At 68.8% G+C, this 17,095-nt stretch carries 18 protein-coding genes; 8 read left to right on the forward strand and 10 right to left on the reverse strand.

The annotated features are described in order from the left end of the window. Window positions 1-35 precede the first annotated feature (35 nt). The 3 genes from FHW12_RS02545 to FHW12_RS02555 all read right to left on the reverse strand — a co-directional run bounded on the left by FHW12_RS02545 (window position 36) and on the right by FHW12_RS02555 (window position 4,667). The gene (locus FHW12_RS02545) at window positions 36-2,693 is read right to left on the reverse strand and encodes an EAL domain-containing protein (RefSeq protein ID WP_182529417.1); all 2,658 of its coding nucleotides are present in this window, start codon (window positions 2,691-2,693) and stop codon (window positions 36-38) included. A gap of 113 nt (window positions 2,694-2,806) precedes the next feature. Further along, window positions 2,807-3,010, reverse strand: coding sequence for a hypothetical protein (locus FHW12_RS02550; protein WP_182529418.1), 204 nt, complete (start codon window positions 3,008-3,010; stop codon window positions 2,807-2,809). A 97-nt stretch (window positions 3,011-3,107) separates the two neighbouring features. Beyond that, the gene (locus FHW12_RS02555; RefSeq protein ID WP_182529419.1) at window positions 3,108-4,667 is read right to left on the reverse strand and encodes a right-handed parallel beta-helix repeat-containing protein; all 1,560 of its coding nucleotides are present in this window, start codon (window positions 4,665-4,667) and stop codon (window positions 3,108-3,110) included. Between the two features lie 286 nt (window positions 4,668-4,953). Between FHW12_RS02555 and FHW12_RS02560 the strand changes: the two genes are divergently transcribed. Further along, entirely contained in the window at window positions 4,954-5,724 is a 771-nt protein-coding gene (locus FHW12_RS02560) for a TorF family putative porin (protein WP_182529420.1), read from the forward strand. A 42-nt stretch (window positions 5,725-5,766) separates the two neighbouring features. On the opposite strand, the gene FHW12_RS02565 is transcribed toward FHW12_RS02560, so the two are convergent. From FHW12_RS02565 to FHW12_RS02580, 4 genes are read right to left on the reverse strand one after another with little or no spacing between them, the layout of a single operon-like run. Then, entirely contained in the window at window positions 5,767-6,126 is a 360-nt protein-coding gene (locus FHW12_RS02565; RefSeq protein WP_182529421.1) for a hypothetical protein, read from the reverse strand. Between the two features lie 60 nt (window positions 6,127-6,186). Then, a complete protein-coding gene (locus FHW12_RS02570) occupies window positions 6,187-6,582 on the reverse strand; it encodes a roadblock/LC7 domain-containing protein (RefSeq protein WP_182529422.1) in 396 nt (131 codons plus the stop codon). Continuing rightward, window positions 6,579-7,142 carry a GTP-binding protein gene (locus FHW12_RS02575; protein WP_182529423.1) on the reverse strand — a complete coding sequence of 188 codons (564 nt, stop codon included), beginning with the start codon at window positions 7,140-7,142 and terminating at the stop codon, window positions 6,579-6,581. Before FHW12_RS02575 ends, FHW12_RS02570 begins: the two co-directional genes overlap by 4 nt. Then, window positions 7,139-8,065: a hypothetical protein gene (locus FHW12_RS02580; RefSeq protein ID WP_220484285.1), complete on the reverse strand. Its 927-nt coding sequence runs from the start codon at window positions 8,063-8,065 to the stop codon at window positions 7,139-7,141. The genes FHW12_RS02575 and FHW12_RS02580 overlap by 4 nt, the downstream gene beginning before the upstream one ends. A gap of 471 nt (window positions 8,066-8,536) precedes the next feature. Between FHW12_RS02580 and FHW12_RS02585 the strand changes: the two genes are divergently transcribed. Then, complete coding sequence (locus tag FHW12_RS02585) at window positions 8,537-8,827, forward strand: hypothetical protein (protein ID WP_182529425.1); 291 nt, start codon at window positions 8,537-8,539, stop codon at window positions 8,825-8,827. A gap of 272 nt (window positions 8,828-9,099) precedes the next feature. Here FHW12_RS02585 and FHW12_RS02590 read toward each other — a convergent pair whose 3' ends face one another. Beyond that, the gene (locus FHW12_RS02590) at window positions 9,100-9,567 is read right to left on the reverse strand and encodes an OsmC family protein (RefSeq protein WP_182529426.1); all 468 of its coding nucleotides are present in this window, start codon (window positions 9,565-9,567) and stop codon (window positions 9,100-9,102) included. A 558-nt stretch (window positions 9,568-10,125) separates the two neighbouring features. Between FHW12_RS02590 and FHW12_RS02595 the strand changes: the two genes are divergently transcribed. From FHW12_RS02595 to pip, 4 genes are all read left to right on the forward strand, one after another. Further along, the gene (locus FHW12_RS02595; RefSeq protein WP_182529427.1) at window positions 10,126-10,359 is read left to right on the forward strand and encodes a hypothetical protein; all 234 of its coding nucleotides are present in this window, start codon (window positions 10,126-10,128) and stop codon (window positions 10,357-10,359) included. A 95-nt stretch (window positions 10,360-10,454) separates the two neighbouring features. Next, entirely contained in the window at window positions 10,455-11,504 is a 1,050-nt protein-coding gene (locus FHW12_RS02600) for a hypothetical protein (protein ID WP_182529428.1), read from the forward strand. A 78-nt stretch (window positions 11,505-11,582) separates the two neighbouring features. Next, the gene (locus FHW12_RS02605) at window positions 11,583-12,023 is read left to right on the forward strand and encodes a hypothetical protein (protein WP_182529429.1); all 441 of its coding nucleotides are present in this window, start codon (window positions 11,583-11,585) and stop codon (window positions 12,021-12,023) included. A 217-nt stretch (window positions 12,024-12,240) separates the two neighbouring features. After that, complete coding sequence (gene pip, locus FHW12_RS02610; protein WP_182529430.1) at window positions 12,241-13,200, forward strand: prolyl aminopeptidase; 960 nt, start codon at window positions 12,241-12,243, stop codon at window positions 13,198-13,200. Window positions 13,201-13,214: 14 nt separating this feature from the next. Here pip and FHW12_RS02615 read toward each other — a convergent pair whose 3' ends face one another. Then, window positions 13,215-14,318 (reverse strand): DUF1615 domain-containing protein, encoded by a 1,104-nt coding sequence (locus tag FHW12_RS02615; RefSeq protein WP_182529431.1) that lies wholly within the window; start codon window positions 14,316-14,318, stop codon window positions 13,215-13,217. A 141-nt stretch (window positions 14,319-14,459) separates the two neighbouring features. Here FHW12_RS02615 and FHW12_RS02620 point away from each other — a divergent pair, with 141 nt between their 5' ends. Beyond that, window positions 14,460-15,284, forward strand: coding sequence for a 3,4-dioxygenase subunit beta (locus FHW12_RS02620; protein ID WP_182529432.1), 825 nt, complete (start codon window positions 14,460-14,462; stop codon window positions 15,282-15,284). A gap of 33 nt (window positions 15,285-15,317) precedes the next feature. Here FHW12_RS02620 and FHW12_RS02625 read toward each other — a convergent pair whose 3' ends face one another. After that, a complete protein-coding gene (locus FHW12_RS02625) occupies window positions 15,318-16,205 on the reverse strand; it encodes a LysR family transcriptional regulator (RefSeq protein ID WP_182529433.1) in 888 nt (295 codons plus the stop codon). Between the two features lie 109 nt (window positions 16,206-16,314). Here FHW12_RS02625 and FHW12_RS02630 point away from each other — a divergent pair, with 109 nt between their 5' ends. Next, a complete protein-coding gene (locus tag FHW12_RS02630; protein ID WP_182529434.1) occupies window positions 16,315-17,064 on the forward strand; it encodes an SDR family NAD(P)-dependent oxidoreductase in 750 nt (249 codons plus the stop codon). Window positions 17,065-17,095 lie beyond the last annotated feature (31 nt).

Genomic DNA, 17,095 nt, shown 5'->3' on the forward strand with positions numbered 1-17,095 from the left:
GTTTTTCGTCGGCACGGGCGCCCTGGCGACCCGCCTCAGCGTCCGATCGAGAAGACCGGCGGGTCCTGCAGCCACGCCCGCAACGCCACCCGGGCGAGTGGCGGGCTCACGTGATAGCCCTGCGCGAAGTCGCAGTGGTAGCGGCGCAACTGCTCCATCACCTCGCGCGTCTCGACGCCCTCGGCGACGATGCTGCGGTCGAGTTCGTGGCCGAGGTCGATGGTCGAGCGGACGATCGCCGCGTCCCGCTCGTTCGCGAGCATCTCGCCGGTGAACGAGCGGTCGATCTTCAGCTCGGTGAACGGCAAATGGCGCAGGTGCATGAGCGACGAGTAACCCGTGCCGAAATCGTCGATCGAAAGGCCGACGCCGATCGTGCGCAGGCGCTGGAAGATGTCGGTGGCGAGGACCGCCTGTTCGAGCAGGCTGCTCTCCGTGATCTCGATCGTCAACCGCTGCGCCGGCAAGCCGCCGCCGGCGAGCTCGCGCGCGATGAAGTCGGGCAGGTCGGCGTCGCGCAGGTTGTGCGCCGCAAGGTTGACCGAGACGCCGACATCGATGCCCGACTCGACCCAGTCACTGCAGTCACGGATCGCCGTGTGCAGGACCCAGCGCGCGATGCGGTCGATCAGTTCGCTCGACGCGACGAGCGGCAGGAACTCGTCCGGCAGCAGCAGGCCGCGCTCCGCATGATTCCAGCGCAGCAGCGCCTCGACGCGCGCGACCTTGCCGCTGCGCAGGTCGACCTGCGGCTGGTAGTGCAGTTCGAATGCGTCGCCGCCGATGCTGCCGCGCAATTCGTTGACGAGGCGTATGCGCGCCGGCGAGTGTGCGTCCTGCTGCGGGTCGTAGATCGTCGCGCCGGCGCGCGCGTTCTTCGCTGCATACATCGCGATATCGGCGCGCCGCATCAACGTGGTCGGATCGGTGCCGTGCTCGGGGCAGTGCACGATGCCGATGCTGGCGCCGACGACGAGCTTGTGACCCTCGACCTCGAACGGCTGCTCCAGCGTCGCGAGCAGCTCCGCGGCGGTGCGCCTCGACGCCTCCACGTCGTCGGCGTGGTCGAGCAGCACGGCGAACTCGTCGCCGCCGAGGCGCGCGATCACGTCCGCCTCGCGCAGGCGCGCGCGCAGGCGGTTGCCGACCTTCGCCAGCAGCGCGTCGCCGGCGAGGTGGCCGAACGTGTCGTTGATCTCCTTGAAACCGTCGAGATCGAGGAACAGCAACGCGAAGCGCCGGCCGTGACGGCGCATGCCGAGGATGCCCTGCTCGATGCGATCGTGCAGCAGCACGCGATTCGGCAAGCCGGTGAGCGCGTCGTGCAGCGCCTGGTGCTTGAGTGCGTCCAGGTGCGCCTTGCGGTCGCTGACGTCGCGCAGGATCGCGATCCAATGCGGCGGCTGGCGCACTTCGCTCGGCACGGGCATCGCGTGGAATTCGAGCGCGTAGACCGACGCGTCCGGCCGCACCGCGACGGCTTCCGCCTGGAACGGCTCGCCGCGGCGCACGCTGTCGGCGAGCGCGGCGAAGATGGCGCCCTCGCCCGCCGCGAGTCGAAGATGCGTCAGCGAACGGCCGACGACGTCGCTCGCGGGATAGCCCGTGATGCGCGAGAAGCCGTGGTTGACGAACACGATGCGCAACGGATCGTCGCCGTCGTGCTGTTCGAGGATCACGAAGCCTTCGGTCGCGTTCTCGACCGCCGATCCGAGCAGACGCAACTGTTCGGTCGCGCGTTCGAGCTCGCGCGCGCGCTTGTGCACGCGCGCCTCGAGCTGTTCGTTCGCTTCGCGCAGCTCTTCCTCGAGTCGCTTGCGCTGGAAGAACTCGGGCACGATACCGAGGCGCCCGCCGGCCGCCCTGGCGACGTGCGTGCCGCCGCGGCGTGCGTACGCTTGCAGGTGCCGTTCGATACTCGTGGGCGGCGCCATGATGAAGCGACAGTGTTCGCCACCCGCGGCGAGGCATTCGACCTCCACCGAGACGAGCGGCATCCCGAAACTCTCTTCGCACCATCCGGACGAATAGCCGGCGTTCATGATGCAGACGGGCGTCTCGCTGCGCTTGTGCTTGGCTAGCCACGAATGCGATTCGAACGAGAACGGGTGGTCGTACAGCAGGAAGTAGTTCTCGTCCGGCGACGGTCTCGACTCCGGCGAAATGTCGACGAACGCCCAGCCGGAGAAGGCGAAATGGATCGGCCCCGCGGAAAGGTTCGCGATCGGGTCGTGCAGCGACATCTTTTCGCGGAACGCACGCGCGTCGGCCCGCCCGAGCGCGTGCGCGAGGTCGAACAGCAGGTTGTTCGCGACCGCGCGCGCTTCGTCGACACCCTTGTCCTGGTACAACTTCATGACGAGTTCGACGAACTCGACCGACAGCGACGCCGCGCGCAGCAGCACATAACGCTCGCCGGCGATCGATATCGTCGCGGTGTCCGGGTGTTCGACCCGGTCGGCGAAGTAGCGCGCGACGTGGGCCTGCGCGTGCAGGAACGGCTGTTCGAACTCGGGCGGCACCTTGACCGTGGTGAGGCGGTCGATCGATGCACCAGCGCCATCCGTGCGCCGGCGGCGATCGAGTTCGGCTTCGAGTTCGGCGATGCGCGCGAACAATTGCTCGCGCGTCGGTTCCGGAGTGGAAGACGCGGACGCAGCCGACGGCGGCGGATTCACACGCTTCGTTCCCATGCCCCCCGGCCCGAAACAAGCGATGGCCGCAGTGTAGTGCATGGCGGGTCGCGCGGCGCGCGCTGTTTCGCGCGGCGGCCGTCCTTGGTCGCCGCGCCCCCGGGGAACGTGCCTCAGTGCAGCGACAGGCTCCCGTGCGGTTCTCCGTTGGACCGGCCCTTGGAATTCGCCGGTCGCCAAGCGAGGATCTTGTCGAACGACAGCGGCAAGCCGTAGACGTCGATGAAATCGTCGTTGCGATAGACCGCGTCCTGCCACTCGCCGTCACGCAGCTTGACCTCGATCTTCTGGCCTTCGATCGGCAACTGACTGTTCATGCGTTCTCCTCGCAGTGAGTGCGGATCGAACGTAAGCGAAAGCACCTAAGCGCCGCCTGAAGCGTGGCGCCCGGCTGTTCAGGGTGCAGTCGGAAAGTCAGGGCTCGAAACCGCTGCGGAAGATCAGATCGGGCTGGCGTTCGTACGCGCCGACGTCGACCGCGCCGCCGCGCGGCGCGCCGCGCTGGTCGGTCGCCGGTGCACCTGCAGTCGATCCACCGTCGATCGCCGGGCTGCCGGGCGGCAGCGCCATCGTCTCGGTCGGACCGCCGTTCGCCGCGGGGTCGGCGAGATTGGCGTTCGCGAACACGGTCCCCGGAGCGACGGCCGGTTCGCCCTGCCCCGCTGCGGGACGCGCCTGCGGCCATTGCAGGTTGCCGGCACCGTTCGCGGCGGGATGCAACATCGCCCATGGGTTGTAGGCGTTGCCGCCGACGTTGTCTTCGAACAGCACGTTGCGCAACGTCAGCGACGCTCCGCTGTCATTGGCGATGCCGGCGGCGAAGCATCCCGCGCACGGTGCGGCGTTGTGGGCGATCGTGAGGTTCTGCAAGGTCAGCGCGCTCGCCGCCTGGATCGCCATCGCACCCCCGAGGCCGCCGCGTGCGAGGTTGCCGACGAACGTCGAGTTGCTGATGCTGCCCTCGAGCACCCCGCCGTAGCCGAACAGCGCGAGGCCGGCGTAGCCGTTCGCGTCGTTGTCGCGGAACGTGCTGCCGCTGATCGCGATCGGGCTGCCCTGGATATACGCGCCGCCGGCGAGCTTGTCCGCCGCGCTGCTCGTGTTGCCCTGCACGGTGGAGTCCTGCAGTCGCGTGTGCGACGCATTGCTGTAGGTGACGGTGAACAGGCCGCCGCCGAACGCATTCGCCTCGTTGTCGATGAGCCGGACGCGACAGAGGTTGACGAAGCGGGCGTCGCCGTCGACGCCGATCGCGCCACCGTTGCCGCCGTTGCCTGGATTGCCGCCGCTGCCGGTCGCATGGTTGCCGGTGAACACGCTGTCGTAGAGGTTCACGCGCTTGGAGCCGAGCGAATAGAAGGCACCGCCGTTCGAACCGCTGTTGCCGTCGAACTGCCCGCGTACGACCGCGACTTCGGCCGCACCGACGACGTAGAGCGCGCCACCGCCGTCGTCCTGCGCGGAAGCGATCGCGTGGTTGCCGCTGAAGCGCACGTCGAAGAATCGCAGCGTCACCGCCTGCCACGGCCCGCCCGTCGCCTTGTAGAGGCCCGCTCCGCTCGCCGTGGGCGTGCTGCCGTCGGCGATGCTCCCGTGCGACAGCGTGAACGCGTAGGTCTGGTTCGCTGGATTCTGCACCTCGATCACGCGGCGCACGTGGTCCCCCGAGAGCGTCGCGCCGCCGAGATCGAACGTGGTCGCGCGCGTGACGCGCAAGGTCGCGCCGAGCGCGAGCGTCGACGCGCCGATGTCGAGGCGGATCGGCCCGCCTGCATCGAGCGCCTGCTGCACCTGCGCGGTGGTCACGCTGCCGGCGCCGCCGTTGCCGAGCACCACGGGCGCGACCAGAGACGGTGTTGCAGGCGCGACGCAGTCGAACGAGACCTGCGCGATACCCTCATCGGGGACCAGCGCTGCCGCGCATGTCAGGGCGACCGCGAAAGCGCGCGCGACGGCCGCCGCCATGGGATTCATCGTCCTTCCTCCGATCATGCGGCCATCGTAGGCCGATGCGCCCGGCGGTGGCGTGACGGTATCGTCATCGGGCGCGTCCCGCTGGTGCGCCGCCGTCGTGGTGCGAGCGCTACCTGCGGTACCGTCGATGCGACGAAACGCACCGCGGACGCGCCCGTCTGCAGTGGCTCCGGCTCGCGTCGCTGCAAGTGGTCCTGTTGCTGCGGGAGGTCGGACGCAAGACTCGGATGGATCGGACGGTGGCCGCGCCGCACGATGTCGCCCGCCGCCACCCGTCGAGGTCCGCATGAAAGCGAAGTTGCCGCCGTGCATCGTGTTCCCGCTCGCCCTCGCCATCGCCGGCTCGCCGGCGCGCGCGGAGGAAGCGCCGCAACTCGTGTACGGCTACGTGCAGCTCATGAACAACTACATCGGCCGCGGCCTTTCGCAGAGCGTGGGCGAGCCTTCGGTGCAGGCGGAGGTCGACGTCAACCCCGGCGAAGGCGTTTACGGCAATGCGAGCGCGGTGCGCATCGGCTGGATCGACAAGATCACGCCCGGCAATCGCGTGCACTACGAGATCGATGCCGTGCTCGGCTATCGCTGGCTGTTCGGCCACAGTGGCGAGGTCCGCGCCGGGGTGCTGCAACTGCAGTTTCCCGGTCACTACGTCGCGCACGCGCGACGACCGGACACGACCGAAGTCTTCGCCTTCGTCGGCTGGCACGGCCTCAATGCGCGCATCAACTACGACGTCACCGATTCGTTCGGCACGCCCGATTCACGCGGTTCGTGGTACCTCGACACCAACGCCAACTGGCCGGTCGCGCCGCGCTGGAACCTCGCCGCGCACGTCGGCCGGCGCCATTCGCGCGGCACCGACCCGCAGACCGGTGCGAGCAACGAGAAGCGCTTCTCGTACACCGACTACAAGCTGTCGGTCGCGCGCTCGTTCGTCCACGCGACGAGCCTCACGCTCGCGTACTCGTGGACGACGGCCGATCCGGCGATCTACACGCTCGACGGCTACGACGTCGGCGGCCGCCATGTTTCGGTCGTGCTCGAGAAGGATTTCTAGTCGCCGTTGCCCGCGGCGATCGCCGCGGGCACGGCGCTGTCGTCACAGCTGCAGCGTCTGCTCGACGTCCTGGGCACCGCGACGGGCCAGCGCGAGGTTCGACTTCGACTTGTCGAGCACGAGGTAAATGAACAAGCCGACCTTGGCCGCGACCGGGCGGATGATGTGGTACTGCTTGCCGAGCGTGATCAGGATGTCCTCGATCGCGTCGTTGAGGCCGAGCGACTTCATCGTCTTCATCTTCGCACGCACGACCTCGGTGTTGCCGGCCGCCGCTAGATCGAGGTCGAGGCCCGTCCCGATCTTTCCGAGCAACATGCCGCTGTTGGCGTCGACCACGGCGGCGCAGAGCGCGCCGTCGACTTCGAGCAGCTTCGCAAGACTATCGTTGATGTTGGCCATTGCCTTGTCTCCGAGACATCGGGTTGTATCGCCGCGAGCGGTGCCTCATCCGGCCGCGACTCATGGATCCAGCAATTTCGCCAGCGCCTGGCAGCAGCGTTGGGTCGCCCACAACAATTGCCCGAGCACCGCATCCTTGCCGGCGACGACGGCGAGCGACATCGAGCGGCTGCTGCCGACGCGCATGATCGTCACGGCGCCGCCGTTGCTCTCGATCGTGGTGCGCTCGAAGTCGCCCAGGCCCGCCTCGCCTGCCAGGGCGGTGCCGAGCGCGGCGAGCGAGCTGCCGATCGCCGCGAGGCGCGCCGACGCGGCGGCATCGGCCGCGTGCGACGCGATCTCGAAACCGTCCGAAGAGAACAGCACGGCGCACTGCACGCCGGCGACTTCGCCGTAACCCTCGAGCACCTTTCGCGCGAGTTCGCGCGACAGCTTGGCGGGTCGCACCTTGCTCATGCGGGCACCCCGTGGGCCGTGTGCGAACCGAGGATGCAGACGAGCGTGCGCACCAGCATCATGACGTCACCCTGCCTGCGCACGTCGACCGACAGCACGGGCGCGACGATGCCGCGCGCATCGAGGCGCGCCGCGAACGCGTCGGTGCTCGGCGCGTTCGGCACGTCGGTGCGACCGACGCCGACCACCAGCGCACCGTGCGCGACGTGCGGAATGAACGCGTCGACGAACACGTCGAGCTGGACGAGCGCGCCGGGCGCGCTCGCGTCGAGCAGGACGATCACGCCGGCCGCGCCGCGTCCGAGGATGTCCCACATGAAGCGATAACGCACCTGCCCGGGCGTGCCGTACAGGCGCACGACGCTGCCGTCGGCGAGCGTGATGCGGCCGAAGTCGAAGCCGACCGTGGTCGATTCCTTCGCGTGCGCGACGCGATCGGTGTTCTCGACCTCGGTGCGCACCGGTTCGCCTTCGCTGATCGCGGCGATCGCCGTGGTCTTGCCCGCGCCCATCGGCCCGGTGAACACGATCTTGAACTCGCCCGCTTCCACTCCGCTCATGCGGCGAGCCCCAGGTGGCGCCGCAGTCCGCCGAGGAAACGATCCCAGCCGCTCTGTACGCGACCGCGCGCGAGCAACGCCGGCGCCTGCTCGCTGCCATTCGCGACGAGCAAGCCGGCGAGCGAAGCCGCCGCGAGGAAGCGGTGCACGTCGGCCGCGGGCTGACCGCTCGCCTCGACCAGCGCAGCCGGCGTCCATGCGCGCACCGTGCTCATCGCGCACAGCTCGAGCATTCCGGTATTCACGCCGAGCCGACCGAAGTCGGGCCATCGCCGCAGCCGGTAGGCGACGTCGGCGAAAAGCCAGGGCGCGAGCCGCGCAGGCCCGCTCAATCCGACGTACCAGGCGAAATCGCAGGCGGCAATCGCCGGCGCATCGGCAGGCGGGCTCGTTCCCGTGGGATGGAACGCAGCGAGTTCGAGTTCGCCGGCGCGCAACCTCGCGATCGTTCGCGCCGCCGCCCTCACGAGGCCGTGGCCGAGCCACACCTCCTCGCCGAGCGGCGTGCGTGTGACGTGCCAGGCCGCATTGCCGGACTGCGGCATCAACGCGCGCAGCGATTCCGCCGCGCTCCAGCGGCTCGGGTCGCCGCGCTCGCGCCCGGGCGATGCGGCCAGCAGGTCGGCGACGTCGTCGAGCACGGAGAGCAGTTGCATCACGCGGAACGGGTGGCGCAACACGAACGGCGCGGGCGGCCAACTGCTGCGGTCGTCGATCACGAGCACGACCGGCTTGCCGGTGGCGCCCCATGCGGCGAACGTGCTGCCGTCTCCTTCGGAGGACGCGAACAGCACGTCGGCATGTTCGATCCCGGCGACCTGCCAGGCCGCCTTCGAGCGGCCAGCGACGATCTTCAACATGGAATGGAATGCGTGCGACGTGTCGGGTTGCAGACCCACGTCACATATCTTCAGCGTCTGCATCGGCGGCCTCCGTTCTCGCTCGCGGCTCGCCGCGCGGTTCGCCGCGCGACGCCGGGACACTTGTTGGCAGAATTTGTCCACATGTGACGTCGACCCCCTCCTCCTGAGTGCATCGAACCATCGCTGCGCCGCTACCCCGACGGCGCCTGCATCCGCCTTCGTCCGCTGGTGCCCGACACCTCCCCTTCCGTCGTCGTGCGACGCATCCGCCGCAGCGCTGATCACGACGATGCAATGCGTGAGCCAATGTATACGTCCACACATGTAGACTGCGGAAGAGGGTTGGAACCACCTCGGGCGCAGCGTGGACCCGATCGACAGCGACGCTGCGATCACAGCCGTATCCGCGCACTTCGATCAGTGCGGCTGATTGCGTCGGCGTAACGGCATGCTTGCCTTTCCTTAACCCGATGCATCGCATCCTTCGCGCGGCCGCATCATCGCGGCGATGTCGACGAGGGAGTCGCGGATGTGGACGGCGACGATGCGGAAGGCGACGTGGTGAGGCGTGCGTGGATGTGGGTCGCGGCACCGATCGGAGCTGCATTGGCGAGCAAGGTCGGCTCGACGGAAGCGGGAGCGAACCCGGGCGGTTGTCCCGGGCTCGTCGCGCACGTGACGCTCAGCGACTACGACGGCACGCACAGCCTGCCGCTGTGCGTGGCTCCCGGCGGCTTCAACGTCAGCGGCGGCGTCGTGACCTTGAAAGTCTACGACCCGGCATCCGACGGAATATTCCACAATGACTTCGATGCTTCCTAGTCAACACGGAATCTTAGTCGACACGTTTTGCCGCCCTTCCTTGCGTGGGGCGACGTCGGACGCGTTTCGAGGGATTCTCCGCGCCGAACCGCGCGGTTTTCCCGGCTGTGCCGGCCGATCGTTTGGTCTAGCCTGTGATCCACCCGAAGGAGAGCCGCCCGGTCGGCCGCCGCCAGCGAGGTAGCGGACGCCGGATGTTCGGGCCGCCGCAGCACCAGTGATCGAAGGCCAAGGGAGGGCTACTTCGAACTGGTGCTGCGGACCTTCCCCCTTCAACCCGCCCGGGTCACGATGCGCACGGCACCCTGCAGGGTCCGGTGCACGGGGCAGCGCTCGGCGATCTGCAGCAGGCGTTCGCGTGCGGGTTCCGGCACGACGCCGTCGATCCATATCGTGCGTTCCAGCCGGTCGATCTTCGCGCCGGCGTCCGTCTCGCAATGTTCGCAATCGACTTCGTGCACTTTCTCGTGCCGCACGAGGACGCGGATGCCCGAGACAGGCAAGGCCTTGAGCTTCGCGTAGGAGTGCATCGTCATCGCCGTGCACGCGGCAAGTGCTGCCGACAGCATGCCGTACGGCGAAGGCCCCTGGTCGGTGCCGCCGAGCGCGACCGGTTCGTCGGCGATCGCGGCGTGCCCCGCGATGTCGAGCGTCGTACGGAAGCCCGTGTTGTCGGATACCGCGTACGCCTCCCCTTCGCCGAGCGGCGTGCGCCCGGCGTCGAACCCTGTTCCGCCCATGATCGTCTCCTGCCGATGCGGGCGACCATGCTACCTTCGAAGGGCGCGGCGCGCCTCGCGCCGCGCGAACAGCATGCGCGACCCGCGTATCCGCCGGATGGTCACGCGCGACTCCAGGCGCATCCATCGATGCCGCACGATCGAATCGTCGAGCGGTTGCCGCGCGGAACGCCATCCGCAGCGCACACGATGCAGACTCGCCGATCGTGGTCCGCATTGCGCACGACGCGCCGCGTTGCAACGTCGCAGGTTCAAATTCCGTTTGTTGCGACGCGTTCAGCAACGCGATGCGAAACTGATCCTGCAACGATTGGTGAAACTCCCTCCCCTGAGTCAATCCCACGTTTGCGCCGCGCGTGAGCGCCGCATCAGGACAAGTCGCAATAATCGATCGCCATGGACGCGGCGAGGAGACGGCGGATCCGGCGCGAGTCGGGCCCGCCGTTTCCATTTGGTGAACCGAGATCGCGCATCGCGATCTCCGCCCGCTCGCACATGCGACGTTCAGCCAGGGTCGCCTAGCGTTGCCGGCGGGAAGACGGGTACGGAGAACTCTCCATGACGAAGATCGACATTCCCGATCTCACCGGCGGCAACGGCATGCTGCTGCAGTGCCCGCACTGCAATGCCTACAACCTCGATACGCCGCTGCTGCCGCGTGGAGACGACTACGTCGAATGCCTCACGTGCGGTGAGCTGTTCACCTATTCGTTCGTGGAGTCGTGCGCGCTCGCGAGCACGCGCGAGATGCTCGCCCGCGAGTTTCCGAACCTTCCGCTCGATCCGCTTTGACGGATTGCGCCGCCGCGGCACCGGCCGCGGCGTGAACGACGCCCGCTTCCGGCGTCGAACGGCGTGTTCCCTGGGTATGCCCACGGAGCCACGCCATGACCACGCCGTTCCGAGCCGCGTACCTGTCCATCGCGCTGTTCGCCGCAGCGACCACGCGAGCGGCGGCGCACGAAGCGTGCGTCTCGACCGCTGCAGAACTCCAGCAGGCGCTGGCCGACGCCTCCGACGGCGGGCCGTATGTGGCGGAGGACAACCTCGTCAAGCTCGCCACAGGCACCTATCGGACGGGAGCGGCAACGTCGAACGGCCCGTTCTTCTTCTACTCGAGTCATTCGACCACGAGCCTCACGCTCTACGGCGGATACGGACCCGGCTGCAGCGGCGGCCGCCATGCGGCCGCCGACACGATCCTCGACGGACGCGGCTCCACCGCCGTGCTCGTCCTGCGCAGCAAGCAGGGCCCGCTCGCCGTGACGCACCTGACCTTGCAGAACGGCGACAGCGACGCGCCCGGCGCAGGCCTGCAGATCAACTACCTCGTCACCGTCGAAAGTTCGGTGCAGGTCGACCACGTGATCATCCGCGGCAACCACAGCAGCGTCGATGCCGGAGGCCTCTACGCATCGGGCGCCGCATCGGCCGGATCGGCCGTGACGCTCACCGACGCCCTGATCGTCGACAACGCGTCGGACGCGAACTACGGCGGCGCCTACGTCACGCCGTACGGCGACACGGCGCTGGTCGATCACGCGACCATCGCGCGCAACGCCGCCGCAGCCACCAGCGATCGCGTCGGTGGCCTCTATTGCGGCGGAACCGCGTTGTGCAACGTCTTCGATACGATCGCCTGGAACAACAGCAACGTCGGCCTCTACTTCGATTCGCCGGCCGCGCTCGTCTGCGACGACTACGGCGCGATCGGCGGTGCGGTACCCGACTATGTCGCGAACGTGCATTCGGTCTCGCCGGCGTTCGTCGATGCAGAGAACGGCGACTACCACCTGGGAGCGGGGTCGCCGCTGTTCGGGCTCTGCGCGGCCGGCAACGGTACGACCGACCTCGACGATCATCCATTCCCGGGCCGCGGCAGCGCCGACGTCGGCGCCTACGAGGACACGATCTTCGTCGACGGCATCGACGGCTGAGAGCGTCGACGCGCACCAGCGCCGCGTACATGACCGACGGCGGTTCCCGCGCGAGAGGAACTGTTCTACGCTCGCCCGATGAACCCCGAACAGAAACGCACCGCCGGCGCGCTCGTGCGAGCGGTCGTCCTGCTGCAGCTGAAGCTGCTCCTGAACGCCGCGCGCGACCTCGTTCTGATCCCGCTCGCACTCATCGCCGCCGGCGCTGACCTCGTCCTGCTGAAGACGGACGAGCCGCGCTTCTTCCGCGCCGTGCTGCGCCTGGGCGAGCGGTCCGACCGCTGGATCGACGTCTGGTCGGGTGGGCGCGAAGCCCACGAGGATCCGCGCGAGAACGTCGACGCCCTGCTCGCCCGGGTCGAGGACGTCGTGCGTGATCCGCAAGCCGGTGCGCGACGCGCACGCGTGCTCAAGCGCTGGGCAGAACGCCAGGTGTCGCGCGCCCGGCAACGTGCCGCGCGACCGACGCTGGCTGACCCTGCCTCGGGCCGGCCACCACGGTCGGACATGACGCTGTAGGAATTTTCCTACACGAAGGCGCGGCGATCAGCCATCGCGCGCGCTTTCGGTGACGCGCAATCTGGCTTCGCCCGGGACCACCTCGCGCCAGGATTGGGCGCCCCGATGTGGGCACGGAAGCCTCCCCGGGCATTGCGCGACCGCTGCCACATTCTCCCGCGCCGTCGTGCCCCTCCCTGCTTCGGTTAAGCTCCCGTGGGCATCCACGGAGTCCCGCATGCGCGAGCTGTATCCGGACATCGAGCCCTATCGCACCGATCGCCTCGCGGTGGACGACCTGCACACCTTGCACATCGAGGAGTGCGGCAATCCGCACGGGCTGCCCGTCGTGTTCCTGCACGGCGGCCCCGGTGCCGGTGTTTCGACCTACCATCGTCGCTTCTTCGACCCCGCGCGCTACCGCATCGTGCTGTTCGACCAGCGCGGCGCTGGCAAGTCGACGCCGCACGCGGAGCTGCGCGACAACACCACGCAGCACCTCGTCGCCGACATCGAGAAGATCCGCGTCCATTGCGGCATCGAGCGCTGGGTCGTGTTCGGCGGTTCGTGGGGTTCGACGCTCGCGCTCGCCTATGCGCAGGTCCATCCGGAGCGCGTGCTCGGGCTCGTGCTGCGTGGCATCTTCCTCGGCCGCCCCGGCGAGCTGCGCTGGTTCAACGAGCTCGACGGCGGCGCGCGCTGGATCTTCCCGGAACGCTGGCAGCGCTATCTCGACTACATCCCCGAAGCCGAACACGGCGAGCTCGTCGAAGCCTACTGGCGCCGCCTCGACGATCCCGATCCCGACGTGCGGCTCGCCGCCGCGCTCGCCTGGGGCTGGTGGGAAGGCGGCAGCACGACGCTCGTGCACGACCCGCGGGAGAGCGGCAATTTCGAGGAACCCGCCATCGCGATCAGCGTCGCCCGCGCCGAGGCGCACTATTTCCGCCATCGCGTCTTCCTCGAGCCCGACCAGCTGCTGCGCGGCGTCGATCGGATCCGCCACATCCCGGCGACGATCGTGCACGGCCGCTACGACATCATCTGCCCGGTGAAGAGCGCGATCGACCTCGCCGCGGCATGGCCGGAGGCCTCGTTGCACATCGTGCTCGCCGGGCACAGCGCCGCCGATCCCGCTATCGTCGACGTGCTCGTCGGCGCGACCGACGCACTCGCGAATCGTTTCGCGGTTCGCTGACGCGGGAAGGACCCTCAGCCGCCCGCGCGCTTGAGGCAGCGCTGGTAGCGCTCGTCGACGCGACTCGCGAACCATGCGGTGGTGAGCTGGCGCGTGATCTTCGGGCTGTGCAGCGCGATGCCGGGCACGAGCGCGCGCGGCAGCGGCTCGTGTCCGCCGCGCTCGGCGAGTTCGAACACGCGCTCGTACAGGGACGAGCGCTCGAACGCTTCGCTTTCGCCGCGTTCGAGGGCGCGGCGGATGTCGCGCTCGTCGAGGTCGATGCGCCGCGCGAGGGTGCGCAGCGCCCGTTCGGTCTGGCCCGGATCATCGAACGACGCATCGGGTCGCAGCACGTCGCCGTCGAGCGCGAGCGGCACCCCGGAGGCGACGCTCGCCGCGTTCTGGAAGGCCGCGTTCCGGCTCGCATACCAGCCGGCGTTGAAATCGGCGAAGCGGTAGATCGCCTTCGGATAAGGCGCGCGATAGCCGAGCAGGTGCGCGGCGCCGAACCAGAGGCCGCCACGCCGGCTGAAGACCTCGTGGCGGATCGAACCGTCGATCGGGTACGGATAGCCCTTCGCGTGCGCCTCGGCGAATGCGATGCTCACCTGCATCGGCCCCGCCGTGTGCACCGGATTGAGCCTCCCGAACAGGCGCTGGCCGAGCGGCACCATGCCGATGAAGTCCTCGAACATCGCGCTCATGTCCTTCTCGGTGCGCACCGACGCGAGGCGTTCGCGATAGCTGCGTCCATCCGGCGAGTCGATGCGCAGGGCTGCGTCGACGAGGAAGTCGGGAACGTGCAGCGAGGCCGCACGTCGATCGATTTCCGCACGCGCGATCTTCGGCAGGCCGGGCACCGGCGGGTCGGCGCGGAACGTCGATTCCTGCTCGGCGACCGCGAGCACCGCGCAGAGGTTCGCGGCGGTCGTCTCTATCTCCTGCGTGCGCAAGGCCGCGTCGATGTCGGCCGCCCAGCCTTCGCGATCGGCGACCTGCGCGGGCATCAGCCGCACGATCTGGGCGCGCACGTCGGCGGGACGTCGCGGCGGCGCCTGCGTGCGTGGCGCGACGCAGCCAGCGAGCGCCGCGACCAGTGCGAACGGCGCGAGCCGCAACGCGATGATGCGATCCATCGATCCCTCTCCTGCCCTCGCACCCTGGTCGCGTGGCCAGGCTGTGCATCGATTCCATCATGCCTGCGCAGGAACTGCACAATCGCGGCCTAGCTTACGTTCTGCCGGAGGACGGCGCGACCCACGTCGAGGAGAACGACCATGGCGAAAATCCTGCCCATCCTGCGCAGCCCGCACGCGACGCTCGCCGAAACCCTGGACGTGCTCGAACGACGGCGCCGCGTGCTCGGCCTGCTCGGCGGCGTCGGCGCGCTCGCACTGCTGCCCGGCGCGCTGCGTGCCTGCACGTTGATCCCGCAGGAAACGGGAGGCCCGTATCCGGGCGACGGCACCAACGGGCCGAACGTGTTGACGCAGAGCGGCATCCTGCGCTCGGACATCCGTTCGAGTTTCGGCTCGTCGGGCACGAACGTCGCGCCCGGCACCCTGCTCGAACTCACGCTGCAGTTCCTCAGCACTACGACCGACTGCGGCCCGATCGAAGGGCTCGCGATCTATCTCTGGCACTGCAACGCGACCGGCGGCTATTCGCTCTACTCGCAGGGCGTCACCGGTGAAAACTACCTGCGCGGCGTGCAGGTCACCGACGCGCAGGGCCGCGTGACGTTCACCACGATCTACCCGGGCTGCTACTCCGGCCGTTGGCCGCACATCCATTTCGAAGTCTTCGCCTCGCTCGCCGACGCCACCAGCGGCAACAACGCCGGCCGCACGTCGCAACTCGCGATGCCCGAGGCACCGTCGCGCGTCGTGTACGGCCAGGCAGCGCTGTACCCGAACAGCACGAGCAACCTCGACCCGCTCTCGCTGCAGTCGGACAACGTGTTCGGCGACGACGGCGGCGTGCACCAGCTCGCGACCGTCGCCGGCGACAACGCGAGCGGCTACACGGCGTTCCTCGAAGTCGGCATCGCAGTCGACGCGACGTCGTCGGACATCATCTTCACGGATGGCCTCGACGGCTGACCGGCGCGTCGCGGACCGCTCGCGGCTCGCGACCTACGCCGGGGTCAATCCGCCGATCACGTGGTCGGCGAACGCACGCGCGGCCGGCTTCGCCGCGCGACCCGCGGGAAACACCGCGTGCACTTCGACCGAGCCGGTATCCCACTCGGGCAGCACGCGTTCGAGCGTGCCGGCCGCGAGCTCCTCCCGGCATCCCCACAGTGCGGTCGACACGATGCCGAGCCCGGCCACCGCCGCGACGATCGCGGCTTCGTGCGTGGTGATCTTCAGCCGGCTTTCGACGCGCACCGAATGCGAGCGACCGTCGCGCTCGAACGTCCACGCGGGCTGCCCGGGCCGCGACGGCCCGACGATCATCGCGTGTCCCGCGAGCTGCTCGGGCGAACGCGGCGTGCCGGCGCGCCGCAGGTAGGACGGTGCCGCGATGACGACGCGCGGCGACATACCGATCAGGCGCGCGGTCGCGCTCGAATCGGTGAGCGCACCGAAACGCAGCGCGACGTCGATGCTCTCGCCGACGAGATCCTGGCGCTGGTCGTTCATGAGCAGCTCGATGCGCAGCACCGGATGCCTCGCCATGAAGTCCGGGAGTCGCGGGATCACCTCGCGCGCGGCGAAACCCGACGATACGGCCACGCGCAGCACGCCACGCAACTCGCCCGTGCCGCGTGCGGCGTGATCCGCCTCCTCGAGCGCGTCGAGGATCGGCTCGATCCGAGCAAGGTAGTCCGAACCGGCGTCGGTGAGGCGCAACCCGCGCGTCGTGCGCGTCATGAGTGCGACGCCGACGTCCGCTTCCAGCCCGGCGACGATGCGCGACACCGACGGTTGCGACAACGCGAGTTCGCGCGCGGCCTTCGAAAAGCTGCCGGTGCGGGCGACCTGGGCGAACACGCGCAGCGCGAAGAGCCGGTCGGTCATGCACGAATCGAATATGTGCTAGTCGAATCGGCAGCCTATCCTCGCGGCGCCGAATGAACAAGAGTGTCGTCCGGCGCCAATCGGGCGCAAAAAATGAAGGACGGAACCCATGAACGCATTGAACGGCAAGGTCGCGGTCGTCACGGGCGCATCGAAGGGCATCGGCGCCGAGATCGCGCGCCAGTTCGCCGCGGCGGGCGCTGCGGTCGTCGTCAACTACGCGTCGAGCCGGCAGGATGCCGAGCGCGTGGTCGGCGATATCATCCGCGCCGGCGGCAAGGCGATCGCGGTGCAGGCGGACGTCGCGCGCGCCGACGACGTACGCCGCCTGTTCGCCGAAGCAAAGGACGCGTACGGCGCGCTCGACGTGCTCGTCAACAACGCGGGCGTGTACCGTTTCGAACCGCTCGAGGCGGTGACCGAAGCCGAATACCGTCGCCAGTTCGACCTCAACGTGCTCGGCACGATCCTCGCCGCGCAGGAAGCCGCGCGCCATTTCGGACCGCTCGGTGGCAGCATCGTCAACGTGAGTTCGATCGCGAGCGTGAACCAGATGCCGAACTCGGTCGTCTATTCGGCGACCAAGGCCGCAGTCGACTCGATCACGCGCGTGCTCGCGATCGAACTCGCGCCGCGCAACATCCGCGTCAATGCGATCGCACCGGGCGCGACCGCGACCGAAGGACTCGCCGCGATGGGCGGCGTCGGCACCGAGTTCGAGAAGACGCTCGTCGCCGGGATTCCGATGGGTCGCCTCGGCCAGCCCGCGGAGATCGCGAAGGTGGCGCTGTTCCTCGCCTCGAACGACGCGTCGTGGCTCACCGGCGAGCGCATCACCGCCTCGGGCGGCCAGCGCTGATCGACGTGACCCCGGGCTCCGGTGACGGAGT

The sequence above is a fragment of the Dokdonella fugitiva genome, from assembly GCF_014138265.1.
GTDB lineage: Bacteria > Pseudomonadota > Gammaproteobacteria > Xanthomonadales > Rhodanobacteraceae > Dokdonella_A > Dokdonella_A fugitiva_A.